Raw genomic sequence first — 24,079 nt, forward strand, 5'->3', positions numbered from 1 at the left:
GAGGCTATGCGCCACCACTGACAACCGGCCCTGAGCAGGGGGAGGACCGCGGGAAGGCCGCGGGACGTTCAGTGAGCGGCGACCAGCGTCTCCCGGCGGGCCGCCCGGGTCCCGAACACCGTGATCGTCACGACGCCGAGCACCGCCAGGACACCCACGCAGACCGTGCCGGCCCAGCCGCCCGAGTGGAAGGCCAGAGCGCCCACCGTGGAACCGGCGCTGGAGCCGATGTAGTACGCGGACTGGTAGAGGGCGGAGGCCTGGGCGCGGCCGGTCGTCGCCGTCTTGCTGACCGCCGAGGAGGCCACCGCGTGCCCCGCGAAGAAGCCCGCCGTGATCAGGACCAGCCCGAGCAGGACCAGAGCCAGCGAGTCCGCCAGCGACAGCAGCAGTCCGGTGGCCGTGGTGCCGCCCGCCAGGTACAGCGCGCCGCGCCGGCCGAGGCGGCCGACCAGCCGGCCCGCCGTCGACGCCGACACCGTGCCCACCAGGTACACCAGGAAGATCGAGCCGACGATGCCCTGGGGGAGGGAGAACGGCGCCTCCGTCAGCCGGTAGCCGATCACCGTGTACACGCCGCCGAAGACCGTCATGAACAGCGCGCCGATCGCGTACAGGCGGCACAGCAGCGGGTTGGCGAGGTGCTCGCGGACCGTGCCGATCAGCACGCGGGGCGCCAGTGAACCCGCCTTGAAGTGCCGCGGCGCCGGCAGCAGCAGGCGGAAGGCGATCGCGCAGGCCACCGCGAGGGCGCCGATCACTCCGACGGCCACCCGCCAGCCCCACTCCTGAGCGACCCAGCCGGTGATGACCCGCCCGCTCATCCCGCCGACGCTGTTGCCCGCCACGAACAGGCCGATCGCCGTGACGAGCGCCTTCGGCCGGACCTCCTCGGCGAGATACGCGGTCGCCGACGCCGGGAGGCCGGCCAGCGCCGCGCCCTGCACCGCCCGCAGCACGACCAGCGTGCCCAGCGAGGGCGCGAACGGGACCAGCATGCCCACGCCGACCGCGACGCCCAGCGAGGCCGTCATGACCGTACGGCGCCCGTAGCGCTCCGACAGGGCGCTCATCGGGAGCACGAACAGCGCCAGTCCGCCGGTCGCCGCCGCCACCGTCCAGCTCGCCTGACTCGCCGCCACCCCGAAGTCGTCGGAGATCAGCGGCAGGAGCGCCTGCGTGGAGTACAGCAGGGCGAAGGTGGCCACACCGGCGAGGAAGAGCGCGAAGCTCATCCGGCGGTAGCCGGGGCCGCCGGGGGCCAGACGGGAGTCGGCGGAGAGGGGAGTGGAGGAGGCGGAAGCGGAGGACGCGGCGCCCACGATCGTGGACGCCCCGGTACTGGCGGGAGACATGCCTCGAAGTTACGTACACCCCGGCTCATCCGTCCAATGCATGGAATCGTCATAATCGTTCCCATGGTGCATCAGCAGAGGTCAGAGGCTCGCCTGTCACCGTCCAGTGACACAGAAGACATGGCGGCGGACACGGCGGACATGGCGAGGACGCTGGCCCCCAGGCTCGCGTACTTCGCCGGGGTCGCCCGTACCGAGCACGTCACGCGCGCCGCGCAGGAGATGCAGGTCCCGCAGTCGACGCTCTCCCGGGCCATGGTCCGCCTCGAACAGGACCTGGGCGTCGACCTGTTCGCCCGGCACGGCCGCACGGTCTCCCTCACCCCCGCCGGGCGCACCTTCCTCGCCTCTGTCGAGCGCGCCCTCGGCGAGATCGAGCGGGCCGCCGACGAGGTCCGGGCGGACGCCGACGCGGCCACCGGCAAGGTCGCCTTCGGCTTCCTGCACACCATGGGCGCGGAGACCGTCCCCGGGCTGATCCACGCCTTCCGCGCCGATCACCCGCGCGTCCGCTTCAGCCTGGTCCAGAACTACGGCGAGGCGATGCTCGAGCGGCTGCGGGCGGGGGAGCTGGACCTCTGTCTGACCTCCCCCGTCCCGGACGCCCCCGACCTGGTGGCCCGCCGCCTCGACGAGCAGAAGCTGCGCCTGGTCGTCCCCGCCGACCACCGCCTCGCCGCCCGCCGAAGGGTCCGCCTCGCCGAGGCCGCCGACGAGACCTTCGTGACCCTGGAACCGGGCTACGGCCTGCGCCGGATCACCGACGACCTCTGCAAGGAGGCCGGATTCCGGCCCCGGATCGCCTTCGAGGGCGAGGAGGCCGAGACCCTGCGCGGACTGGTGGCGGCGGGGCTGGGCGTGGCCCTGCTGCCACCGCCTGCCGTGGCCCGCCCGGGAGTGGTGGAACTGACGGTCACGGCCCCGAGGGCCGCCCGCGAGATCGGCGTGGCCTGGCTGGACGGCCATCCGGACACCCCGCCCGTGGCGGCCTTCAAGAAGTTCCTGTTGTCGAGGAGGGGCAACCTGCTGCCGAACTGAGAGCCGTGCCTCACGGGCGGCCCGGGCGCCGTAACGAGCTGCCGAACCCCACGGCCAACGGCATCCGCAGCCCCAGCGGCGGCGGCGCGGCGAGCGCGTCCTCCACCGGCCGGGAGAGCGCCCGGCCGAACAGTGCGCCCATCACGAAGTCCTCGGCCAGCGCGAGGACTTCACCGCGGTACTGGTGCAGCCCGTGGCCGTCGGAGTGCACCTCGAACCGGCACACGTCCCGGTTCGCCTTCTTCGCCCGTGCCGCGAGCCGGAACGACAGCTCGGGGTCGCAGCGCTCGTCGTTCGTGCCGTGCACGATCAGCACCCGCCGCCCGGCCAGCTGCTTCACCGGTTCGGGTGGAGCGGCCATGTCCTCCTCCGGCAGCCAGGGAGCGATCGCCAGCACGGAGTTGACGGCCTCGTGGCCGCCCGTCCGCAGCGCGGCCCGCGCGCCCATGTCGACGCCGGTCAGGCACACGGGGACATCTCCGTAACGCCGTACGGCCTCGTCGGCCGCCCAGGCCGCGTCGGCCGCGAGATGCGCCTCGCTGCCGTTCCAGCCGCGGTAGCGGTAGTGCACGGCGTGCACGGCGAGGCCCTCCTCGCGTCCCGCCCGGGCCAGCCTGCGCCCCAACCCCCGCACGGAGGCGGCCGCCCACACGGCGGACGGCCTCCGGCTGGACACCTCCTCGCCGCCCGGGAGCAGCAGCACCACCCCGCTCACTGCCGTCGGCGCGGGGCCGAGCGCCTTCCCCAGCCGGACCGTCCGAACCGGCGTCACATCCTGTGCCATGACAGAACAGTGTCAGAAGCGCCGTTGTACTCCACCTGTCCGGGCGGTCACCGTTACGTATCGGCGGAGTTGTACAGCGCGCCGTCTACGCGCGTAGGAGTTAGAGTGCGGAAATGACGAGCCAGAGCACCCAGGCGGGCATCACCCCGAGCTCGGACCAGATCCGGCGGGCACCCAAGGTTCTGCTGCACGACCATCTCGACGGCGGGCTGCGTCCCGGCACGATCGTCGACCTCGCCCGGGACTCCGGGTACGCCCAACTCCCGGAAACCGACCCCGACAAGCTCGGCATCTGGTTCCGGGAGGCAGCCGACTCCGGTTCGTTGGAACGGTACCTGGAGACCTTCTCGCACACCGTCGGCGTGATGCAGACCCGCGACGCGCTCGTCCGGGTCGCCCGCGAGTGCGCCGAGGACCTCGCCGAGGACGGTGTCGTCTACGCCGAGGTGCGCTACGCGCCGGAACAGCACCTCGACGGCGGACTGAGCCTCGAAGAGGTCGTCGAGGCCGTCAACGAGGGCTTCCGGGACGGTGAGCGGACGGCCCGGCAGAACGGCCACCGCATCCGTGTCGGCGCCCTGCTCACCGCCATGCGGCACGCGGCCCGCTCCCTGGAGATCGCCGAACTCGCCAACCGCTACCGGGACCTGGGGGTCGTGGGCTTCGACATCGCGGGCGCGGAGGCGGGCTTCCCGCCCACCCGGCACCTCGACGCCTTCGAGTACCTGAAGCGCGAGAACAACCACTTCACCATCCACGCCGGCGAGGCGTTCGGCCTGCCGTCGATCTGGCAGGCCCTCCAGTGGTGCGGCGCCGACCGGCTCGGTCACGGGGTGCGCATCATCGACGACATCGAGGTCGGCGCCGACGGTGGTGTGAAGCTCGGCCGGCTCGCCTCCTACGTCCGCGACAAGCGCATCCCGCTGGAGCTGTGCCCCAGCTCCAACCTCCAGACCGGAGCGGCCGCCTCCTACGCCGAGCACCCCATCGGCCTGCTGCGCCGGCTCCACTTCCGGGCCACCGTCAACACGGACAACCGTCTGATGTCCGGCACCAGCATGAGCCGGGAATTCGAGCACCTTGTCGATGCGTTCGGCTACACGCTCGACGATCTCCAGTGGTTCTCCGTCAATGCTATGAAGTCAGCATTCATTCCTTTCGATGAACGACTTGCCATGATCAGTGACGTGATCAAGCCCGGCTATTCCGAGCTGAAGTCCGAATGGCTGTTCCAGCAGACCGCCTCCACCAGCGGTTCTGCGGGTACCGAAGGCTGAGTAGCGGTTTTCCGGGGCACGGAATGCGGGCGGGTGTTCACCATCCGTCCGCATTTCGATGTTTGCCGCCGACCCCCCTCCGTGTTTACGGTCGAGAACCGCTCAGTTCCCCGTATCCCATTCGAGGACGCATTCATCATGAAGCAGTCTGCTGCCAAGACCCTCGGTGTCGCCGCTCTCGGTGCCGCCTTCGCCGCAGTCGGTGCGGGCGCCGCGAACGCCGCCCCCGCCGTCCCGGACGCCACGCAGGCCCTGGACGGAGTCACCAGGACGCTGCCGGCGGAGAACCTGACCTCGGCGCTGCCGGCGGCCGGTGAGGTGCTGACGCAGGCCCAGCCGGCGCTCGGTGCGGGTCTGACCGCCGCGCAGCCGGTCGCCGAGAAGCTGCTCGCCGAGGGGCCCACCGCGCCCGTCGCCGGTCTGCTCGGTGGTCTGCCGCTCAAGGGCCTGCCGACGCACGGCCTGCCGGTGAACGGCATCCCGCTGGGCTGAACGGCACCGCCCGTCACGCACGACACGCCGTCGGGGCGCACCCGGAAAGACCGGGCGCGCCCCGACGGCGTTGCTGTGGACGGCCGTCACCAGGCCGTGTGCGCCGCCTTGTCCTCCGACGGCAGCAGGACCCACAGCGCTATGTAGAGCAGGAACTGCGGGCCGGGCAGCAGACAGGAGAGCACGAAGATCACGCGCATCGTGGTCGCGGAGGTGCCGAAGCGCCGGGCCAGCGCGGCGCACACTCCGCCGATCATGCGGCCGTGGGTGGGGCGAGCGAGGCTGGACATCTGCGGCTCCTTCGCGAGCGTCTGCCGGAGGCGGCCCTTGCGGCCCCTCCATCTGTCCTCCACGCTACGGTGACGAAGGGGACGAAGCGTCGCTCTACGGTGCGACCCCGACCCTGGGAATCCTCGGGGTAAGACCCTGAGCGGCCTCCTCCTGGCGGACCGCGGCCCGCCCCCGGCGCTCGTCCCTGCGGCGCAGCCACGCGCGCGCCGCCGGCACCACCGCGACATGCGCCAGCGCCACACCCAGGGTGTTCAGCAGCATCGAGTCGACATCCACGACCTGACCGGGCACCCCGGTCTGCAACAGCTCGATGCCCAGCGACAGCAGGGCGCCCGCCGTGACCGTACGGATCAGGGAGGCGAGCGGCGAGACCCGGATCCTGCCGTGCACCAGCGGCAGCAGGAAGCCCAGCGGGGCCAGCAGTCCCAGCCCCTCGCCGATCCGCCGGGCCGCCTCGGGCCAGCCCAGTCTCAGGTCGGCCCGGATCCCGTCGAACGGATGGAGGTTGGCCGGCACCACCCAGGGGACGTTCAGCGGGCGCAGCGCGACCCAGGCGACGAACACGAGATGGGCGGCCAGGAGGAGAATCCCGGTCGCGCGGATGCGGATCGCGGCGCTGCCGCCGATGGAGCCTTGACGCTGCACGCCCCCCAAGACGCGACCCCCGGCACGATCGGTTCCGGCCCGTCCCGCGACACCGGCACGAGTCACCCGCCCCGCCCGGCCGCCACCGCCTCCCGACAGACGGTGACCTGCGACGACCACGGCCACCGGGCGCCACGTGAGGCGTCCGCCACACCGGCCGGACGCCCGGTCCTGGTCAGCTGCTGTCGGTGACCGCCGAGGACGGGGGCTCCGTGCTGCCGGGGCGGGAGCGGACCTCGTCGGTGCACTCGTAGCGGCGCAGCGGGTCGGATCCGGGGCCGCCCAGGACCACCTTGCCGTCGCCCTCGGCCGCCGCCGAGTCGGAGAACGTACAGACGAGCTGGGCGAGGGCGTACGAGGTCAGGTCGCCAGGCGGGGTGCTCAGCCGCAGCGCGTCGTCGGGGTCCTTCGCACCGGGCCCGCCGACCGTCATGCCGCCGCGCACGTCCGTCGTGTACCCGGCCTCCTTCTCGCCCGCCGACGGCGACTCGGCGAGCTGGTCGAGCAGGCCCTGCGCCACCAGCACCCGCCGCTCGAAGTCCGCCGCGCCGTCCGGCACCCGCACGGACCGGTCGACGGTCACCAGCGACGAACCGCACAGCAGGAACACCTGCACCGGCACGCCCGCCCGTGCGGACTGTGACGTCACGTCCGGCTCGGTGAGCGAGCAGCGCGCCCGGGAGGGCGCGGGCCCGAAGTCGGTCGGCACCTCGGTCGCCCGGATCCCGCAGCCGGCGAGCAGACCGGCCAGCACGGGCACGGCGAGCAGCCGTCGTACCGTCGCACGGCGCATGGTCACTACGCGTCCCCCTTGTCCTGCGCGGACTTCCCGGACTGCACGGACTTCCCGGACTGCACGGACTTCCCGGACTGCACGGGCATGGACTGGACGGACGGCGCCGGGCGCACGGCCCGGTCGTCCTCCTCGCCGCCCCGGTCCGCCGGCTCCAGGACGCCCCGGGGCAGCCGCAGCGTGAACACCGCACCGCCCTCCGGGGAGTTGGCGGCGGTGATCTCGCCGCCGTGGATGTGGGCGTTCTCCAGCGCGATGGACAGGCCGAGCCCGCTGCCCTCGGAGCGCGGCCGGGAGGCGCTCGCCTTGTAGAACCGGTCGAAGACGTGCGGCAGCACCTCCTCGGGGATGCCGGGCCCGTGGTCGCGCACCGAGATGACGACCGCGTCGTCCGCCGCCGACACCGACACCCGCACCGGCGAACCGCCGTGCTTGAGCGCGTTGCCGATGAGGTTGGCGAGGATCACGTCCAGCCGGCGCGGGTCGAGCAGGGCGTGGATGCCGCGCTCGGCGTCCAGGTCGACCGCGTCCAGCCAGGCGCGCGCGTCGATGCAGTGGGTGATCTGGTCGGCGACATCGACGTCGTCCAGGACCAGCCGCGCCGTACCGGCGTCGAAGCGGGTGACCTCCATCAGGTTCTCGACGAGGTTGTTCAGCCGCCGCGTCTCGCTGACGACCAGCCGCACCGCGGGCTCGATCATGGGGTCGATGCTGCCCGACTCGGCGTCCAGCTCCTCCTCCAGCACCTCCGCGACGGTGGTGATGGCGGTCAGCGGAGTCCGCAGCTCGTGCGACATGTCGGCGACGAACCGCCGCGAGGCGTTGTCCCGCGCGGCCATGTCGGCGACCCGCTTCTCCAGGGACTCCGCGGCCCGGTTGAACGTCCGTGACAGATCGGCGAGTTCGTCCGTCCCGGACACCCGCAGCCGGGTGTCGAACCGGCCCTCGCCGAGCCGCCGCGCCGCGACGCCCAGCCGGTGCACCGGCTTCAGCACGGTGGTCCCGGCGGCCTGCGCGAGCAGCGCGGCCCCGATCAGCGCGAGGCCGGTGGCGATCCCCAGCGACCAGGCGAGCGAATTGAGGTCCTTGGCCTCCGGCTCCAGCGACTTGCGCATGTACCCGGTCGGCCCGCCCCCGTTCACCTGCGTCCCGGCCACCAGATACGGCGTTCCGTGGTCGACGACGCGCTGCCAGTACAGGTGGTACGGCGACTTGTTGCCGCCCGTGACGTCCTGCCGCTTGTTCACCGCCGTACGCAGCGCCCCGGGCACGTCCTCCAGCGAGAACCCGTTCAGGCCGCCCGAGTTGCCGTAGACGGTCTTGCCGCTGGAGTCCTCGCCCACCAGCAGCACGCTGAAGCGCTGGCTGCTGTTGGCCATCTGCCCGGCGGTGTGCTGGAGCTCGTCCTGCGAGGGATGCTCGGGCAGCGAACCCGCCCGGTTCTCCATCTCCTGCTCGAAGTCCCGCAGCACCGCACCCTGGGTACGGGTCAGCACGGCCTCGCGGTTGAGCCAGTACGCGATGCCGGACGCGGATACCGCGGCGGTCAGCGCCACCGCCCCGAAGACGACGACGAGCCGCAGCCGCAGGCTGGTGAAACGCAGCCGCGAAAGTCTTCCCTTACGCGCCGCGGACCAGCCGCGGAGCCCCCCTTGCCGTTGTGTCACTGAGGGGCGTCCAGGCGGTAGCCGACGCCGCGCACGGTACGGATCAGGACCGGGGACGACGGCACGTCCTCCACCTTGGCCCGCAGTCGCTGGACACAGGCGTCCACCAGCCGTGAGTCGCCCAGGTAGTCGTGCTCCCACACCAGCCGCAGCAGCTGCTGCCGGGACAGCGCCTGCCCCGGCCGCCGGCTCAGTTCGAGCAGCAGCCGCAGTTCGGTCGGCGTGAGCTGGAGGTCCTCGCCGTTCTTCGTCACCGTCATCGCCGCGCGGTCGATGACGAGACTGCCGAACGTCGCCGAATCGCTCGACTCGCGCTCTCCGCGCCGCAGCACGGCCCGGATCCGGGCGTCCAGCACCCGGCCCTGCACGGGTTTGACGACGTAGTCGTCGGCGCCGGACTCCAGCCCGACGACCACGTCGATGTCGTCGCTGCGCGCGGTCAGCAAGATGATCGGCAGTTGGTCGGTGCGCCGGATGCGCCGGCACACCTCGAAACCGTCGATGCCGGGCAGCATCACGTCCAGCACGATGAGATCCGGCCGCTGCTCGCGCAGCAGCTTCAGACCGTCCTCACCGCTGGCAGCGGTGGCCACCCGGTGTCCCTGGCGCGTCAGTGAGAGCTCCAGGGCCGTACGGATGGCGTCGTCGTCCTCGATCAGCAACAGGGAAGGCACGGGCTCATTCTGGCCCATGAGGGGGCTGTCGTTCGACCTGTGGGTCGGTGGTGAGGCGACAGAGGGAGATGGTTTCCGCGGCGCGGGCCGCGTACAGGGGGTCGGACGCATCCCGCGAACGCCTGTGCCGGGGCCGTACACCGGTACGACCCACAACCCGCAGACCTGCGGTTTCGACGAGCCGGAGCAGCTCCTCGCGGGTGCGCGGACCGAGGTGTTCGGCCGGATCGGACAGGATCAGCCGGCCCTCGCCGCCCGGCCGCAGGTGTTGCCCGAGACCCGCCAGGAACCCGCCCGGCATCCTGCTGTCCTCGTCGTACACCCCCAGTTCCAGGGCGGCGGTCGGCCGGCCCGGGCAGCCACGGCGGATCGCAGACGGCGAGATCGGCGCGGCCGGACGCGGCGCCCCCGCCCGGATACAGCCCCGGAGCCACCGCGATCCGCCCGTCCAGCCCGAGCCGCCGGGCGCTGTCCCGGGCCCAGTCGACGGCGCGCGGGCCGAGGTCCGTTCCCACCACCCGGCCGACGCCGCGCCGGGCCGGCACGGCCGCGAGGACCCCGGTGCCGGCGCCCAGGTCGAACGCGACGGCCGCGGCCGGGTCGCGCCGTGCCGTCGTCGGCAGGGGAGTGTCCGCCACGAGGTCGACGTACTCGCTCCGGGTCGGCGCGAAGACGCCGTGGTGGGGATGGACGCGTGCGCCGAGCGCGGGCGCCCTGGAAGTCACCCCGCCACACCAGGGACGTGCCCGCGCGGGCGAGGCGGTGGGCGGTGGTGGCGCGCATCCGGTCGTCGGCGACGGTGGCGGGGCCGGTGGGGGAGGTGGGGCCGGTGAGGACGGGGTCGTGGGCTGGACGTGCGTGGTCCGCGTGTGGTCGTGAATGCCGGGTCACGAAGGGCACTTCGACGAAAGGGGGGGGCGAAAGCGGGGAGTGTGCAGGCGGAACCCGCGCCGGGCCCGGCGCGGGCGGGGCGCGAGGCCGGGAGGAAAGGGGCTGCTACCGCGTCCGCGTCCGCGTCGAAGCGCGGAGGCGGGAGTCGAACAGCACCCTGCCGGGAGTCACCCCGGCAGGGTCCCAGGCGACCTGCGCGGACCTGGTCAACTGCCGTACCGCAGACGCCTGTGGACGGTCTGTGGAGTTGTCGTGACAGGCCCCTGTGACAGGTCTGTGACAGTCGGCGGACACGGCGATGAAGTGCCCCGGGCAATCTTTTGGTCACGGACAAGGCGACGCGGAGACACAGCGGAGCCGGACCGGCGCAGGAGACCGAACACCGGAAGTCCACGACGGGGGGCGCGAGATGAACACGCTGCACGGTATGAGCACCAACGCAGTCGCAGTCGTCACGCGTCTGCACGACGTGCACCGGGGTTCCGAGAAGTCCGGTGCCGTGAGCGGGCGGGGGTGCGCTCGCGGCACCGGGCGACAGCACACCACCTTCATGACGGTGGTCGACACGGGGGAACAGGCGGCTCACGGGGGAGCCGCGTACAGGGAGGACACGGGGGAGCGTCGCTCGCTGACCGAGGCGGAGTTCACCGCCTACGTCCAGGAGCGCCGCGCCTCCCTGTACGCAACCGCCTACCACCTCACCGGCGACCGCTTCGAGGCCGAGGACCTGCTCCAGAGCGCGCTGTTCTCGACCTACCGGGCGTGGGACCGGATCAGTGACAAGGCCGCGGTCGGCGGATACCTCCGCCGGACGATGACCAACCTGCACATCAGCGCGTGGCGCCGCCGCAAGCTGAACGAGTACCCGACCGAGGAGCTGCCGGAGACGGCCGGCGACACGGACGCGATGCGCGGCACCGAGCTGCGCGCGGTCCTGTGGCAGGCGCTGGCCCGGCTTCCCGAACTCCAGCGGACGATGCTGGTCCTTCGTTACTACGAGGGCCGCACCGACCCGGAGATCGCGGAGATCCTCGACATCAGTGTCGGCACGGTGAAGTCCAGCATCTGGCGGTCGCTCCGCCGGCTGCGCGAGGACGAGGTCCTCAGCTTCGGCCGTGACGAGGAAGACGCCTTCGGGGAGCTTGTCGCCTGAGGGTGAACGGGGGAAGGCCCGGCTCCGCTCAGGGGAGCCGGTGAACGGGGGAACACGGGGGAAGAACGGGGGAAGCGGTACCGGGGGGCCCGACGGGGGACGTCGGCGGAGCGGTACCGCGCAAGCACGGGGGAAGCACCACCCCGGGGGGACACGGGGGAGCACCGAGGAAGCGGGGCTGGAGGGCCGGGGGGTCCGTCCAGTCCCGCTTCTGCGTGTCCGCCCGCGCCGGTGTGAGCGTCCTAGGCGGCCGTACGCGCCGTCGGGGCGTGGCGGCCCGCCGCCGCTGCCGCCAGGCGGCCCAACGCCTCGTCGCGGTCGCAGGCGTGCGCCCCGAGCGCGGTCTGCCGGGCGACGATCGAGCGTTCGGAGCGCATCAGCCGCCAGCCGCGGCGCAGCAGGAAGGGCACCGACTTGCGGCCCTCCTTCAGATCGCGCAGGAAGCGGCGGCGGAAGGTCTTCACCGGGCCGCGGCTCAGGCACAGCGCGTCGGCCAGCACGCCCAGTTCGCGGCACCGGTTCACGATCTCGGCGGCGAAGATGCCCTCCGCGATGAACAGCGGGGTCCGCCCGATGTCGATCGCGTCCGCGCCGGTGCGCGCGCTGAGCGAGATGTCGTAGACGGGAACGTTCGTACGGCCCGTGCCGCACAGTTCCACGATCGAGGCGACGGCCGTGTCCGCGTCCCACGAGCCGGGGTGGTCCCAGTCGATGTCGGAACTCCCGTCGACCAGCGGCAGCGTCGGGTCGTCGCCCTCCTTGTAGAAGTCGTCGAGCCGCAGCACCGGGAGGCCGGAGCGGGCCGCGAGCAGGGACTTGCCGGAGCCGGAAGGGCCGCAGAGCAGCACGACTCGCGTCGGTATGGGCGGAGGGGAGGTCACGGGACACCAGTGTGAGGCATCCCCCCGGCCGTCAACGACCCCGCGGGTCGGCTTTGATGCGCGCGTCACACCTCAACTACCCTTCGTGTCGACCTGATCACCTTGCGCATCAGAAGGCGGCATCGATGGCCCGACACGCTTCTCCCCAGACCTCCACCGGCCGGCGCGCCCTCGCCGCCCTCGCGACTGCCGGGGTGGCGCTGGGCGCCGGCGCCGGGACCGCCGCCGCGGCGACCGGCGAGCCCGTCGCCGACGTGGTGCGGACGAGGCCCACCTCGGTGGGTCAGCTCGACCCGCAGGCGGGCGTGCAGGGGGCGCTCGGCTCCCTGACGTACGTCACCGGGGCCCTCACCGGCCTCAAGCCCAACCCCCTCGCGGGCACCGGCGTCGACCCGCTCGACAACGGCGTCGGCACCCAGCTCGCCGACTTCAAGCCGCTGACCTCCCAGATGCTCACCGGGCCGGTGGCGCAGGCGCAGTCCATCGGCTCGGTCCCGGTGCTGGGGGACGTGACGAAGGTGCTGGGAGGCGTCACGAAGGCGCTGGGCAGCTGAGGCCGGCCCGCACGGACGGAAGCCGCGCCGCCCCCGGACGGAGGGGCGGGCGCGGCTTCCGCGTTCCTGGGGCCGGTGACCCTCCTAGTACGACGAGCCCGAGGCGCCCAGTGAACCCGTGGGGTGCCAGACCGTCTTCGTCTCCAGGAAGGCCGTCATGCGGTCGGTGCCGGGAGCCGCCGACCAGTCGTCCACAGGCTGTGGACGAAGGACGCGCTTCAGGTTGTCGGCCGCCGCGATCTCCAGCTCCTTCGCCAGCACGTCGTCGGCGCCCGCCAGGTCGATGGCGTTGACGTCCTGGTGGGAGGCGAGGGGCGCCGCGATCTCCGCCGTACGGCCGGAGAGGACGTTGACGACCCCGCCGGGCACGTCGGAGGTGGCCAGCACCTCGCCGAGCGACAGCGCCGGGAGCGGGGAGCGCTCGCTCGCGATCACGATCGCCGTGTTGCCGGTCGCGATCACCGGGGCGAGCACCGAGACCAGGCCCAGGAAGGACGACTCCTGCGGGGCCAGGACCGCGACCACGCCCGTCGGTTCGGGCGAGGAGAGGTTGAAGTACGGGCCCGCGACCGGGTTTCCGCCACCCACGACCTGGGCGATCTTGTCGGTCCAGCCCGCGTACCAGACCCAGCGGTCGATCGTCGCCTCGACCTGGTCGGCGGCCTTGGACTTCGACAGACCCTCGGCCTCGGCGACCTCGTGGACGAACTGGCCCTTGCGGCCCTCCAGCATCTCCGCGACGCGGTAGAGGATCTGGCCGCGGTTGTACGCCGTCGCCCCGGACCAGCCGCCGAACGCCTTGCGCGCGGCGACGACCGCGTCACGGGCGTCCTTGCGGGACGACTGCGGTGCGTTGGCCAGCCACTTGCCCTTTGCGTCGGTCACCTCGTACACCCGGCCGCTCTCGGAACGCGGGAACTTCCCGCCGACGTACAGCTTGTAGGTCTTGAAGACGCTGAGCCGCTGCTGCTGATCGGTCTTGTCGGTCTTATCGGACATCGAGGTACGCCTCCAGGCCGTGGCGGCCGCCCTCGCGGCCGAAGCCCGACTCCTTGTAGCCGCCGAACGGCGACGTCGGGTCGAACTTGTTGAACGTGTTGGACCAGATCACGCCCGCGCGGAGCTTGCTCGCCACCGCGAGGATGCGGGAGCCCTTCTCCGTCCAGATGCCGGCCGACAGGCCGTACGGCGTGTTGTTGGCCTTGGCGACGGCCTCCTCCGGCGTGCGGAAGCTGAGGACCGACAGGACCGGGCCGAAGATCTCGTCGCGGGCGACGGTGTGCGCCTGGGTGACGTTCGTGAAGAGCGTCGGGGCGAACCAGTAGCCGGACGTGGGCAGTTCGCAGGCCGGGGACCAGCGTTCGGCGCCCTCCGCCTCGCCCTGCTCGACGAGCGAGGTGATGCGCGAGAGCTGCTCGGCGGAGTTGATCGCGCCGATGTCGGTGTTCTTGTCGAGCGGGTCGCCGAGCCGGAGGGTGGCGAGGCGGCGCTTGAGCGACTCCAGCAGCTCGTCCTGGATCGACTCCTGGACGAGGAGCCGGCTGCCCGCGCAGCAGACCTGGCCCTGGTTGAAGAAGATGCCGCTGACGATGCCCTCGACGGCCTGGTCGATCGGCGCGTCGTCGAAGACGATGTTGGCGCCCTTGCCGCCCAGTTCGAGCGTGACCTTCTTCTGCGAGCCCGCGACCTGCCGGGCGATCGCCTTGCCGACGGCGGTGGAGCCGGTGAAGGCGACCTTGTCCACGTCCGGGTGCGCGACCAGCGCGGCACCGGCGTCGCCGTACCCGGGGAGGATGTTGACGACGCCCTTGGGCAGGCCCGCCTGGCGGCAGATGTCCGCGAAGAACAGGGCGGACAGCGGGGTGGTCTCGGCCGGCTTCAGGACGACCGTGTTGCCGGTGGCGAGCGCCGGGGCGATCTTCCACGCCAGCATCAGCAGGGGGAAGTTCCAGGGGATGACCTGACCGGCGACGCCCAGCGGCCGGGGGGACGTTCCGAACCCGGCGTGGTCGAGCTTGTCGGCCCAGCCCGCGTAGTAGAAGAAGTGCGCGGCGACCAGGGGCAGGTCGGCGTCGCGCGTCTCCTTGATCGGCTTGCCGTTGTCCAGCGTCTCCAGGACGGCCAGTTCGCGGCTGCGCTCCTGGATGATCCGGGCGATGCGGAACAGGTACTTGGCGCGCTCGGAGCCCGGCAGCGCGGACCACTTCCCGAAGGCCTTGCGGGCGGCCCGCACGGCACGGTCGACGTCCGCCTCGCCCGCCTGGGCGATCTCGGAGAGGACCTCCTCGGTGGACGGCGAGACGGTCTTGAAGACCTTGCCCTCGGCCGCCTCGGTGAACTCACCGTCGATGAACAGGCCGTAGGAGGGGGCGATGTCGACGACCGAGCGGGACTCGGGGGCCGGAGCGTACTCGAATGCGGATGCAGTCGTGGATGCCATGGTGATCAGTCCACCGTCACGTAGTCGGGGCCGGAGTAGCGGCCGGTGGCCAGCTTCTGACGCTGCATCAGCAGGTCGTTCAGGAGCGAGGAGGCGCCGAAGCGGAACCAGTGGTTGTCCAGCCAGTCCTCGCCCGCGGTCTCGTTGACCAGGACGAGGAACTTGATCGCGTCCTTGGTGGTGCGGATGCCGCCGGCGGGCTTCACGCCGACCTGGACGCCGGTCTGGGCGCGGAAGTCGCGCACCGCCTCCAGCATCAGGAGGGTGTTCGCGGGAGTGGCGTTGACGGCGACCTTGCCGGTCGAGGTCTTGATGAAGTCGGCGCCCGCGAGCATGCCGAGCCAGCTGGCCCGGCGGATGTTGTCGTACGTCGACAGCTCGCCCGTCTCGAAGATGACCTTCAGCCGGGCGGCCGTCCCGCACGCCTCGCGCACGGCGGTGATCTCGTCGTACACCTTCAGGTACTTGCCCGCGAGGAACGCCCCGCGGTCGATGACCATGTCGATCTCGTCGGCGCCCGCGGCGATGGCGTCACGGACGTCCGCGAGCTTCACCTCGAGGGCGGCGCGGCCGGCCGGGAAGGCGGTGGCGACCGAGGCGACCTTGACGCCGGAGCCGGCGACGGCCGCCTTGGCGGTGGCGACCATGTCCGGATACACGCAGACCGCGGCCGTGGTCGGGGCCGTACGGTCGGTCGGGTCGGGGCGGACCGCCTTGACGCCGAGCGCCCGGACCTTGCCCGGGGTGTCCGCGCCTTCCAGCGTCGTCAGGTCGACCATCGAGATGGCGAGGTCGATGGCGTACGCCTTCGCGGTCGTCTTGATGGAACGGGTGCCGAGCGCGGCGGCGCGCGCCTCCAGGCCGACCGTGTCGACGCCGGGCAGCCCGTGGAGGAAGCGGCGCAGCGAGCCGTCGGACGCCGTGACGTCCGTGAGTGCGTCGGCTGCGGTAGGTGTATTGGTGGGCATGGTCACCAGACGAGCATATCTACGCGCGTAGCGGCTGTACACCCCGTCGGTTGCATCCATGCTCGTCGGCAACGGCGGGGCTGCGGATGAGCGGGTCGGTGGGCGTCGGGCAGAATCGGGGCCATGACGACCCCGGAAGACCAGTCACCCCCGCCGCAGCCGTCGGCACCCGAGATCAAGGACCGCGTCTACCGGTCACCCGCGGGCATGGCCGGTGGCGTGCTGCTGCTGGGCCTGGTGGGCTGGCTCGGTCTCGACGCGATCTTCGTGGGCGACGGGCGCACGCCGTGGCTGGCGCTCGCCTCGCTGATCCTGTTGGTGCCGCTGATCGTCGCCTTCACGCTGCGGCCCGCCGTGTTCGCGGGTCAGAACCGGCTCAAGGTGCGCAATCCGTTCCGGGTGATCGTGCTGCCGTGGGGGCAGGTGGCCTCCCTGCGGTCCGGCTACTCCAACGAGGTCGTCGCAGCGTCGGGGAAGAAGTTCCAGCTGTGGTCCATCCCTGTCTCGCTGCGGGCGCGGAAGAAGGCGAACCGGCGGGAGTCCAAGGCGGCGGCGGAGAGGACCGGGCGGACCGGCGGTCGGGACGCCACCCGGGGCGGCGGCGGGTTCGGCGGCCGCGGCGGCCTCGGTGGCGGGTTGTCGCGTGGCGGCGGTGCCGCCGTACCTGACGGGCCCGTGCGCGCCGAGACCGACCGGGTCATGGACGAGCTGCGGGAGCTGTGGGGGGCGCGCGAGAAGGAGGAGAGCGCGCAGGGCGAGGTGACCGCGCGCTGGGCCTGGGAGATTCTGGGCCCGGCGGTGGCGGGGGCCGTGGTGCTGGGGATTCTGCTGGCCGTGGGGTGAGAGTGGCGCACCCCGCGCGGGGGGCCGGGGGTCGCGTGTGGGGTGCCGCGCGGGGGCCAGGGGGGGGCGGCCGCGGTGGCCCGGGGCCAGGGGTGCGGGCCCGGAGGCCCGGGGTCGGTCGCGGGGTGGGTTGTTGTCGAAGTCGGCTGGGGCGGATCGTGATCCGGGCGTTGCCGTGGATCACAGGGTCTTTCGTCATCATCGGCACATGCGCTGATCGTCACGGGTGCGGCACGTGCCCCGTCGTGAGGGGCGTGGCGCGTGCCGCTGTGGTCACGGGCATGGCTCGTGCCCCGGTCGTGACGGCCGGTGCGGGGCCGGGGATCTGGTGGGTCGGTAGGTCGGGGGAGCGATATGAGTACAGATTCTGCTGAGGTTCTGCGGCTGCCGGGGGCGGCGATACCCGAGGGCTGCCGGTCCTGGGACGCCGAGCAGGCGGGGCGCTGGACGCGCGGGCTGCCGCCGCGCTGGGTGCCCGTGCGGGCGCGGACGTCCGTGTTCGTGGCGCTGCCGGTGGTGGCCGCGGCCGGTGCCGGACTGCTGCACCGGTCCGCGGGACTGCCCGCCTGGGCTGCCGCGCTGGTCGCCCTGCACGTCGTGTGGCTGGTGCTGCGGCCCGAGGCGGCCCTGGTCCTCGTGCCGTTCGCCGTTGCCGTCGTATCGACGCTGGGGGACTTCGCCTGGCCCGTCCGGCTGGGGCTGACGGCCGCGCTCGTGGGCGTCTGGGTGGCCGTGGGCCTGCGGCTGGCCGCGCGGAGGCGGCAGCGGGCCGCGGGGCTGGAGGCCGCCGGCGGAGTGACCGCCGAGGTGCCCCGGGCACCGGGGACCGGGGGCGGACGGGCGGAGCGGGGCACGTTCCTGCTGTGGTCCGGACTCGGCACGGTCGTCGCCGGAGGCGCCCTGTACGCCACCGCGGGCCTCTGGGACCTGGCCGAGGACCGGCAGGTGGTCCCGGCGGCCGGCTGGTGCCTCGCCGGGCTCGGCCTCACCGTGCTGCTCTCGGCCGCGTCGGCCCGCCGCCGGGCCGTCGGCCTGCGCCGGGAGCCCGTCCCGGTGCTGCGTGTGCTCGTGCGGGAGAACGGCGACGTCGAGACCGAGGTCTTCGCCGCCGACGATCTCGCCGCGCTGCGACCCCTGTTCACGGTCTCCACCATCGAGCTCGACGCGCGCGCGGACGAGGACGACGCGGACGACGACGAGGACGAGACCGAGGACGACGCCGACGACGCCGACGACGAGAGCCTTCGGGAGCTGATCGCGCGGATCGACGACGAACGCGCCGGGCCGCTGCGCGAGGCCGTTCTGTACGGAACCCCGTACGACGGCGCCGAGGTCGTCTTCCTCGCGGCCGCCGACAAGGCCGGTGAGCCGCCGGTGGTGGAGGCGTCCGTGGGGCCCGTGCGGCCGGTGACGGCCCTCGCGTACCGGTGGCGGGCCAGGACCGAGCGGGGGAAGGCGCTCCGGGAGGCCCGGCAGGAGGAGCTGCGCGGGGCCGCCGCCGCGGTCGTCGTCGCCGAGCGGACCGGCCTGAAGGCGGCCGCGGGGGTCCGGAAGTGGCGTGCCGGATGGGCCGACTGGTTCGCCGTCGGGCTGGTGCTGCTGTTCCTCCCGCTCTACTGGGAGGACTCCGGGTGGTGGAGGTACGGCTACGGCCTGGTCGCCACGCTGCTCGCCGCCCTGCTGCTGCCGCGCCGGATCGCCTGGCGGGTCACCGCCGACCACGAGGGTCTGTGGTTCAACGGTCTGAGCGGCACCCGGCACCTCGCCTGGGACCACGTCCGGGCCGCGGAGTGCGAGGGAGCCCGGCTGCGGATCCTCGGCACGCGGGCCTCGTTCGAGGAGTGGCGGGTGGCCTCGCCGCGCTGGCCGTGGCTGGAGAGCAGGCTCGGCGTGCTGCACCCGTACGAGCGGACCGCCGCCGAGATCACCGCGATGTGGCGGGACCCGGCGACCCGCCCGGCCGCTCCGGCCGACGAGCGGCAACGGGGGCGTGCGCTGTGGCCGCTCGGGATCGCCATCGGCATCGTGGGCGCGGCGACGGTGCTGCTCCTGCCCTGACGCCCGCCCGGCCCGCGAAGGATCCGCGGCACCCGTGGGGCGAGCCGCCCGCCGCTGTGCGGCCCACCCCACGGGTGCCGGTGCGGCTCTCCACCGCCGAGGTCGCCGACCGCCTCGACGATGACGGCGACACCTCCGGTCAGGGATCGACCGATGCGCGCGGCCCGCAGGCCGCGGAGGCCTCGCAATCCGGTGTTCCGCTCGGCGCGCCCGCGCCTGAAGGGCCGGCACGGGCGCGTGGCTCGCCGGGCGAGGTCAGATGCCGGCCGCCGCCGACAGGTCCCGCTTGATCGCGGTGAGCAGGTCGTCCGCCGTGCTGCGGGCCGTCGGGAGGTCGGCGTGGGTGGTGGCCGGGACCACGACCTCCAGGTAGCACTTCAGTTTCGGTTCGGTGCCGCTGGGGCGGACGATGACCCGGGCGCCGTCCAGCGTGTAGCGCAGACCGTCGGTGGGGGGCAGCTTGTCCGTGCCCAGGGTGAGGTCCTCGGCCCGGGTGATGGCCAGGCCCGCGAGGGAGGTCGGGGGCTGCTCGCGCAGCCGCCGCATCGCGCGGGCGATGAGCGAGAGGTCCTGGACGCGCACCGAGAGCTGGTCGGTGGCGTGCAGACCGTGCTCCACGGCGAGGTCGTCGAGCAGGTTGAGGAGGGTGCGGCCCTCGGCCTTGAGGGTGGAGGCGAGCTCCGTGATCAGCAGGGCGGCGGTGATGCCGTCCTTGTCGCGTACGCCCTCGGGGTCGACGCAGTAGCCGAGGGCCTCCTCGTAGCCGTAGCGCAGGCCGTCGACGCGGGCGATCCACTTGAAGCCGGTGAGGGTCTCCTCGTAGGGCAGGCCCGCCTTCTCGGCGATACGGCCGAGGAGGGAGGAGGACACGATCGACTCGGCGAACGTGCCCCGGGCGCCGCGCCGGACGAGGTGCGCGGCGAGGAGCGAGCCGACCTCGTCGCCCCGCAGCATGCGCCAGTCGCCCTCGTGGGGCACGGCCACGGCGCAGCGGTCGGCGTCCGGGTCGTTGGCGATGATCAGGTCGGGGCCGGTCTCGCGGGCCCTGGCGAAGGCCAGGTCCATCGCGCCGGGCTCTTCCGGGTTGGGGAAGGCGACGGTCGGGAAGTCCGGGTCGGGCTCGGCCTGCTCGGCGACGAGGACGGGCTCGGGGAAGCCCGCGCGGGCGAAGGCGGCCAGCAGGACGTCCTTGCCGACGCCGTGCATCGCCGTGTAGACCGTGCGGGCCGTGCGGGGGGAGTCCGGCGCGAGGACGGCGTCGGTGCGGGCCAGATAGGCGTCGAGGACGGCCTCGTCGAGGGTCTGCCAGCCGGCCTGCGGGCGCGGCACGTCCTTCAGGGCCTCGATCGCGTCGATCTCGGCCGCGATCCCGGCGTCGGCGGGCGGCACGATCTGCGAGCCGTCCCCCAGGTACACCTTGTAGCCGTTGTCGCGCGGCGGGTTGTGGCTGGCGGTGACCTCCACGCCGGCGACCGCGCCCAGGTGCCTTATGGCGAAGGCGAGGACGGGGGTGGGGAGAGGACGGGGGAGCACGGCCGCGCGGAAGCCCGCGCCCGTCATCACGGCCGCCGTGTCGCGGGCGAAGTCCTCCGACTTGTGACGGGCGTCGTAGCCGATGACGACGACGCCGCCGGTCCCGCCGTTCTTCGTGAGGTACGCGGCGAGGCCGGCCGCGGCCCGGATCACGACGGAGCGGTTCATCCGCATGGGCCCGGCCCCGAGCTCACCACGGAGCCCCGCGGTACCGAACTGGAGGGTGCCCGCGAAACGCTCGGCGAGCTCCGTGACGTCGGCGGCCTCGATGAGCGCGGCGAGCTCGTCGCGGGTCTCCGGGTCGGGGTCCTCGGCGAGCCACGCGTGGGCGCGGGCGATGACGTCGTGCACGTCGGTGTCAACCTCTCGTCGTCTCGTGTCCGGGTTCCCGGGGACTGCGGCCCCGGACCCCCATCGGCCCGGAAACGGGCCTCGTCAAGCGCCGGACGGGCTGAGCCGCACGGACCGGCGCCGGGGTGCGACCGCCCCTACAGCCGGCCCAGCACCTGTGCCAGCAGGGAGCCCATGCGGGTCGCCGAGTCGCGCCCCGCCTGGAGGACCTCCTCGTGGTTCAGCGGTTCGCCGGTCATGCCGGCGGCGAGGTTGGTCACGAGGGAGATGCCGAGCACCTCGGCCCCGGCCTCACGGGCCGCGATGGCCTCCAGCACGGTCGACATGCCCACCAGGTCCGCGCCGATGGTGCGGGCCATCCGGATCTCGGCCGGCGTCTCGTAGTGCGGGCCGGGGAACTGGGCGTAGACGCCCTCCTCGAGCGTGGCGTCGATCTCCTTGCACAGGGTGCGCAGCCGCGGGGAGTACAGGTCCGTGAGGTCCACGAAGTTCGCGCCGACGATGGGGGACGTCGCCGTGAGGTTGAGGTGGTCGCTGATCAGGACCGGCTGGCCGGGGCGCATGCCCTCGCGCAGGCCGCCGCAGCCGTTCGTCAGCACGATCGTCTTGCAGCCGGCCGCCACCGCCGTACGGACACCGTGGGCGACGGCGGCGACGCCGCGGCCCTCGTAGTAGTGGGTGCGGCCCAGGAAGACCAGCGCCCGCTTCGCGCCGATCTGGTACGAGCGGATCTTGCCGCCGTGGCCCTCGACCGCGGGCGGCGGGAAACCGGGCAGCTCGGTGACCTGGAACTCGGCGTCGGGAGCGCCCAGGGCGTCCACGGCCGGTGCCCAGCCGGAGCCCATCACGAGGGCGACGTCGTGGGTCTCGGCGCCGGTCAGTTCGCGCAGGCGTGCGGCGGCGGCGTCGGCCGCGGCGTGCGGGTCGCCCTGGATGTCGTCCGGGAGAAGAGATGCGTTCACGCGATGAGGGTAGCCGGTTCCGGCCTACGCGCGTAGATGACAGAGCCCACGGGATGGCGATCGTTGTCTTGTCGTTTCCAACGAGGCGCGGACCGCCGGGCGACGATCAGTCGTCGGTGATCAGGACGTCTTCGTCGTTGAACACCTCGACGATGAAGATCAGCAGGCGTCCGCGGCTGACCGTGCTCGACGAGAGTGTTCTGGGTCAGGCGGATCGTACGGTCGCCGGTGGACCCTATGGGTCTGGACACCGAAAGAAACGGGTCGCGAGCCAGCAGGGCGATGCCCTTGCCGAACGAGGTGCGCTGTTGATCGTCGAGCCGGTCGCGGGCCTCGGCGGCCTGCACCGTGTAGTAGACGGCATACGTGCTGGGGCCCATGCGATCTCCCGATGGCGCGCAGATGCTCCGAGCCAGAGTCGACCGCGCTCAGCAAGGCCGCTTGCGGAGCTCCATCACGTAATCGTGCGGCGCACCCGCCGATTCCGCCGCGTCGGCGATCTCGCCCAGGTAGCGGGCCGCGGGCAGGCCGCCCTCGTAGCCGTTCAGCACGAACATCCAGGCGGACTCCTCCCGCTCCATCGTCTGCACCCGCACCCGGGCGCGCCGGTAGATGCCGAGACTCACGCCCTCCCAGCGGTCCAGGGAGTCCTCGTCCATGGGGGCGACGTCGTACAGCGCGACGAAGACCTGCGCGCCGGGGTCCGAGGGATCCTCGACCACCGTCGCCAGCGCGCCCTCCCAGCCGAGCTGCTCGCCGCCGAACGTCAGCCGCCACCCGTTCAGCCAGCCGGTGGCACGCAGTGGCGAGTGGGGAGCGCGGCGGGTCATCAGCCGCGCGTCGAGGTTGCCGGCGTACGCGGCGTAGAGCGACATGCAAGGAGAGTACGGCAGCCCGCGCACGCGTCACTCTCGTAACAGTGGCGCCCCCCGCGCACCCCGGGGCAGTACCACCGGCCCCTGTGCGGGACAATGGAGTACGTGACTCGGATCGTGATCATCGGTGGCGGACCCGGCGGCTATGAAGCAGCGCTGGTGGCCGCGCAGCTCGGCGCGGAGGTGACCGTCGTGGACTGCGACGGTCTGGGCGGAGCGTCGGTGCTGACCGACTGCGTGCCGTCGAAGACCCTGATCGCCACGGCCGAGGTGATGACCACCTTCGACTCCTCTTACGAGGAGCTGGGGATCATCGTGGCCGACGACACCCCGCCGCTGGAACAGGCCGCCCGGGTCGTCGGGGTGGACCTCGGCAAGGTCAACCGCCGGGTGAAGCGGCTCGCGCTCGCCCAGTCGCACGACATCACCGCCTCCGTCACCCGGGCCGGCGCGCGCGTGCTGCGCGGGCGCGGCCGGCTGGAGGGCATGCAGGCCCTCGACGGCTCGCGCAAGGTCGTCGTCAGCGCCGCCGACGGCACCGAGGAGACCCTCACCGCCGACGCCGTGCTGCTCGCCACCGGCGCCCACCCGCGCGAGCTGCCGGACGCCCAGCCCGACGGCGAGCGCATCCTGAACTGGACCCAGGTCTACGACCTCGCCGAGCTCCCCGAGGAGCTCATCGTGGTCGGCTCGGGTGTGACCGGCGCGGAGTTCGCCGGCGCCTACCAGGCCCTCGGCTCCAAGGTCACCCTCGTCTCCTCGCGCGACCGCGTGCTGCCCGGTGAGGACCCGGACGCCGCCGCCGTCCTCGAGGACGTCTTCCGGCGCCGCGGCATGAACGTCATGGCCCGCTCGCGCGCCGAGTCCGCCAAGCGGGTCGGCGACCGGGTCGAGGTCACCCTGTCCGACGGCCGGGTCATCACCGGCTCGCACTGCCTCATGGCGGTCGGCGCCATCCCCAACAGCGAGGGGATGGGGCTGGAGGAGGCGGGCGTCAAGGTCCGCGAGTCGGGTCACATCTGGACCGACAAGGTCTCCCGGACCACCGCCCCCGGTGTGTACGCGGCCGGCGACGTGACCGGGATCTTCGCCCTGGCCTCCGTCGCCGCCATGCAGGGCCGTATCGCCATGTACCACTTCCTCGGCGACGCGGTGGCCCCGCTCAACCTCAAGACCGTCTCCTCGAACGTCTTCACCGACCCCGAGATCGCCACCGTCGGCTACAGCCAGGCCGACGTGGACGGCGGCAAGATCGACGCCCGGGTGGTCAAGCTGCCGCTGCTGCGCAACCCGCGCGCCAAGATGCAGGGCATCCGCGACGGCTTCGTCAAGATCTTCTGCCGGCCCGGCACCGGGATCGTCGTCGGCGGTGTGGTCGTGGCGCCGCGCGCCTCGGAACTCATCCACCCGATCTCGATCGCCGTCGACAACAATCTGACGGTCGAACAGATCGCGAACGCGTTCACCGTCTACCCCTCTCTTTCCGGGTCGATCGCGGAAGTGGCGCGACAGCTGCACACCCGCAAGACGACGGGCGAGGTCTGACGGCCGGTT

Annotated in this window: 25 protein-coding genes; 9 read left to right on the forward strand and 16 right to left on the reverse strand. The window is 72.6% G+C overall.

Going from position 1 to position 24,079, the window contains the following annotated elements; all coding sequences use genetic code 11:
• Nucleotides 1–68: 68 nt before the first annotated feature.
• Nucleotides 69–1,355 (reverse strand): MFS transporter, encoded by a 1,287-nt coding sequence (locus OG736_RS27445; protein WP_327184771.1) that lies wholly within the window; start codon nucleotides 1,353–1,355, stop codon nucleotides 69–71.
• A 63-nt stretch (nucleotides 1,356–1,418) separates the two neighbouring features.
• On the opposite strand from OG736_RS27445, the gene OG736_RS27450 reads away from it, so the two are divergent.
• On the forward strand, nucleotides 1,419–2,393 hold the full coding sequence (locus OG736_RS27450; protein WP_327184772.1) for a LysR family transcriptional regulator: 975 nt from the start codon (nucleotides 1,419–1,421) through the stop codon (nucleotides 2,391–2,393).
• A gap of 10 nt (nucleotides 2,394–2,403) precedes the next feature.
• On the opposite strand, the gene OG736_RS27455 is transcribed toward OG736_RS27450, so the two are convergent.
• Nucleotides 2,404–3,177, reverse strand: a complete 774-nt coding sequence (locus OG736_RS27455; protein WP_267018709.1) for a prolyl oligopeptidase family serine peptidase — start codon at nucleotides 3,175–3,177, stop codon at nucleotides 2,404–2,406.
• 113 nt (nucleotides 3,178–3,290) lie between these two features.
• Between OG736_RS27455 and OG736_RS27460 the strand changes: the two genes are divergently transcribed.
• Both OG736_RS27460 and OG736_RS27465 read left to right on the forward strand, forming a co-directional pair.
• The gene (locus OG736_RS27460) at nucleotides 3,291–4,454 is read left to right on the forward strand and encodes an adenosine deaminase (protein ID WP_327184773.1); all 1,164 of its coding nucleotides are present in this window, start codon (nucleotides 3,291–3,293) and stop codon (nucleotides 4,452–4,454) included.
• A 138-nt stretch (nucleotides 4,455–4,592) separates the two neighbouring features.
• Nucleotides 4,593–4,946, forward strand: a complete 354-nt coding sequence (locus tag OG736_RS27465; RefSeq protein WP_327184774.1) for an ATP-binding protein — start codon at nucleotides 4,593–4,595, stop codon at nucleotides 4,944–4,946.
• An 86-nt stretch (nucleotides 4,947–5,032) separates the two neighbouring features.
• On the opposite strand, the gene OG736_RS27470 is transcribed toward OG736_RS27465, so the two are convergent.
• The 6 genes from OG736_RS27470 to OG736_RS27495 form a co-directional block, all read right to left on the reverse strand.
• A complete protein-coding gene (locus tag OG736_RS27470) occupies nucleotides 5,033–5,236 on the reverse strand; it encodes a PspC domain-containing protein (RefSeq protein WP_327184775.1) in 204 nt (67 codons plus the stop codon).
• A gap of 94 nt (nucleotides 5,237–5,330) precedes the next feature.
• On the reverse strand, nucleotides 5,331–5,882 hold the full coding sequence (locus OG736_RS27475) for a VanZ family protein (protein ID WP_327184776.1): 552 nt from the start codon (nucleotides 5,880–5,882) through the stop codon (nucleotides 5,331–5,333).
• Nucleotides 5,883–6,057: 175 nt separating this feature from the next.
• Nucleotides 6,058–6,675, reverse strand: coding sequence for a hypothetical protein (locus OG736_RS27480; RefSeq protein WP_327187730.1), 618 nt, complete (start codon nucleotides 6,673–6,675; stop codon nucleotides 6,058–6,060).
• A gap of 5 nt (nucleotides 6,676–6,680) precedes the next feature.
• A complete protein-coding gene (locus OG736_RS27485) occupies nucleotides 6,681–8,342 on the reverse strand; it encodes an ATP-binding protein (protein WP_442817083.1) in 1,662 nt (553 codons plus the stop codon).
• Nucleotides 8,339–9,016: a two-component system response regulator AfsQ1 gene (gene afsQ1, locus OG736_RS27490; protein ID WP_028807033.1), complete on the reverse strand. Its 678-nt coding sequence runs from the start codon at nucleotides 9,014–9,016 to the stop codon at nucleotides 8,339–8,341. Before afsQ1 ends, OG736_RS27485 begins: the two co-directional genes overlap by 4 nt.
• The gene (locus OG736_RS27495; protein ID WP_442817195.1) at nucleotides 8,998–9,654 is read right to left on the reverse strand and encodes a 50S ribosomal protein L11 methyltransferase; all 657 of its coding nucleotides are present in this window, start codon (nucleotides 9,652–9,654) and stop codon (nucleotides 8,998–9,000) included. The genes afsQ1 and OG736_RS27495 overlap by 19 nt, the downstream gene beginning before the upstream one ends.
• Between OG736_RS27495 and OG736_RS47325 the strand changes: the two genes are divergently transcribed.
• Both OG736_RS47325 and OG736_RS27500 read left to right on the forward strand, forming a co-directional pair.
• Nucleotides 9,578–9,895 (forward strand): hypothetical protein, encoded by a 318-nt coding sequence (locus OG736_RS47325; protein WP_442817217.1) that lies wholly within the window; start codon nucleotides 9,578–9,580, stop codon nucleotides 9,893–9,895. The two genes, OG736_RS27495 and OG736_RS47325, sit on opposite strands and share 77 nt — an antisense overlap.
• Nucleotides 9,896–10,316: 421 nt before the next feature.
• On the forward strand, nucleotides 10,317–11,060 hold the full coding sequence (locus OG736_RS27500; protein ID WP_020130995.1) for a SigE family RNA polymerase sigma factor: 744 nt from the start codon (nucleotides 10,317–10,319) through the stop codon (nucleotides 11,058–11,060).
• A gap of 242 nt (nucleotides 11,061–11,302) precedes the next feature.
• Here the strand turns inward: OG736_RS27500 and OG736_RS27505 are convergent, their stop codons facing one another.
• Nucleotides 11,303–12,010 (reverse strand): uridine kinase family protein, encoded by a 708-nt coding sequence (locus tag OG736_RS27505; RefSeq protein WP_327184777.1) that lies wholly within the window; start codon nucleotides 12,008–12,010, stop codon nucleotides 11,303–11,305.
• A 56-nt stretch (nucleotides 12,011–12,066) separates the two neighbouring features.
• On the opposite strand from OG736_RS27505, the gene OG736_RS27510 reads away from it, so the two are divergent.
• The gene (locus tag OG736_RS27510; protein ID WP_327184778.1) at nucleotides 12,067–12,495 is read left to right on the forward strand and encodes a hypothetical protein; all 429 of its coding nucleotides are present in this window, start codon (nucleotides 12,067–12,069) and stop codon (nucleotides 12,493–12,495) included.
• Nucleotides 12,496–12,579: 84 nt separating this feature from the next.
• Here the strand turns inward: OG736_RS27510 and OG736_RS27515 are convergent, their stop codons facing one another.
• The 3 genes from OG736_RS27515 to deoC are packed head-to-tail and all read right to left on the reverse strand — an operon-like array spanning nucleotide 12,580 to nucleotide 15,903.
• Nucleotides 12,580–13,494, reverse strand: coding sequence for an aldehyde dehydrogenase family protein (locus tag OG736_RS27515; RefSeq protein ID WP_327184779.1), 915 nt, complete (start codon nucleotides 13,492–13,494; stop codon nucleotides 12,580–12,582).
• Complete coding sequence (locus OG736_RS27520; protein WP_327184780.1) at nucleotides 13,484–14,935, reverse strand: aldehyde dehydrogenase family protein; 1,452 nt, start codon at nucleotides 14,933–14,935, stop codon at nucleotides 13,484–13,486. The genes OG736_RS27515 and OG736_RS27520 overlap by 11 nt, the downstream gene beginning before the upstream one ends.
• Nucleotides 14,936–14,940: 5 nt before the next feature.
• A complete protein-coding gene (gene deoC / locus OG736_RS27525; RefSeq protein ID WP_327184781.1) occupies nucleotides 14,941–15,903 on the reverse strand; it encodes a deoxyribose-phosphate aldolase in 963 nt (320 codons plus the stop codon).
• Between the two features lie 123 nt (nucleotides 15,904–16,026).
• Here deoC and OG736_RS27530 point away from each other — a divergent pair, with 123 nt between their 5' ends.
• Nucleotides 16,027–16,746, forward strand: coding sequence for a PH domain-containing protein (locus tag OG736_RS27530; protein WP_327184782.1), 720 nt, complete (start codon nucleotides 16,027–16,029; stop codon nucleotides 16,744–16,746).
• Between the two features lie 354 nt (nucleotides 16,747–17,100).
• Nucleotides 17,101–18,804, forward strand: coding sequence for a hypothetical protein (locus tag OG736_RS27535; RefSeq protein ID WP_327184783.1), 1,704 nt, complete (start codon nucleotides 17,101–17,103; stop codon nucleotides 18,802–18,804).
• Nucleotides 18,805–19,059: 255 nt separating this feature from the next.
• On the opposite strand, the gene OG736_RS27540 is transcribed toward OG736_RS27535, so the two are convergent.
• The 4 genes from OG736_RS27540 to OG736_RS27555 form a co-directional block, all read right to left on the reverse strand.
• Nucleotides 19,060–20,688, reverse strand: a complete 1,629-nt coding sequence (locus OG736_RS27540; protein WP_327184784.1) for a phospho-sugar mutase — start codon at nucleotides 20,686–20,688, stop codon at nucleotides 19,060–19,062.
• Between the two features lie 137 nt (nucleotides 20,689–20,825).
• Nucleotides 20,826–21,650, reverse strand: a complete 825-nt coding sequence (locus tag OG736_RS27545; RefSeq protein ID WP_327184785.1) for a purine-nucleoside phosphorylase — start codon at nucleotides 21,648–21,650, stop codon at nucleotides 20,826–20,828.
• On the reverse strand, nucleotides 21,647–22,030 hold the full coding sequence (locus OG736_RS27550) for a hypothetical protein (RefSeq protein ID WP_327184786.1): 384 nt from the start codon (nucleotides 22,028–22,030) through the stop codon (nucleotides 21,647–21,649). Before OG736_RS27550 ends, OG736_RS27545 begins: the two co-directional genes overlap by 4 nt.
• Nucleotides 22,031–22,078: 48 nt before the next feature.
• A complete protein-coding gene (locus tag OG736_RS27555) occupies nucleotides 22,079–22,525 on the reverse strand; it encodes a gamma-glutamylcyclotransferase family protein (RefSeq protein ID WP_327184787.1) in 447 nt (148 codons plus the stop codon).
• Nucleotides 22,526–22,621: 96 nt separating this feature from the next.
• Between OG736_RS27555 and OG736_RS27560 the strand changes: the two genes are divergently transcribed.
• Nucleotides 22,622–24,070 carry an NAD(P)H-quinone dehydrogenase gene (locus tag OG736_RS27560; protein ID WP_327184788.1) on the forward strand — a complete coding sequence of 483 codons (1,449 nt, stop codon included), beginning with the start codon at nucleotides 22,622–22,624 and terminating at the stop codon, nucleotides 24,068–24,070.
• The last annotated feature ends 9 nt before the right edge of the window (nucleotides 24,071–24,079 follow it).

It is taken from the genome of Streptomyces sp. NBC_01334 (genome assembly GCF_035983595.1).
In the GTDB taxonomy this organism is placed as follows: Bacteria; Actinomycetota; Actinomycetes; order Streptomycetales; family Streptomycetaceae; genus Streptomyces; species Streptomyces coriariae.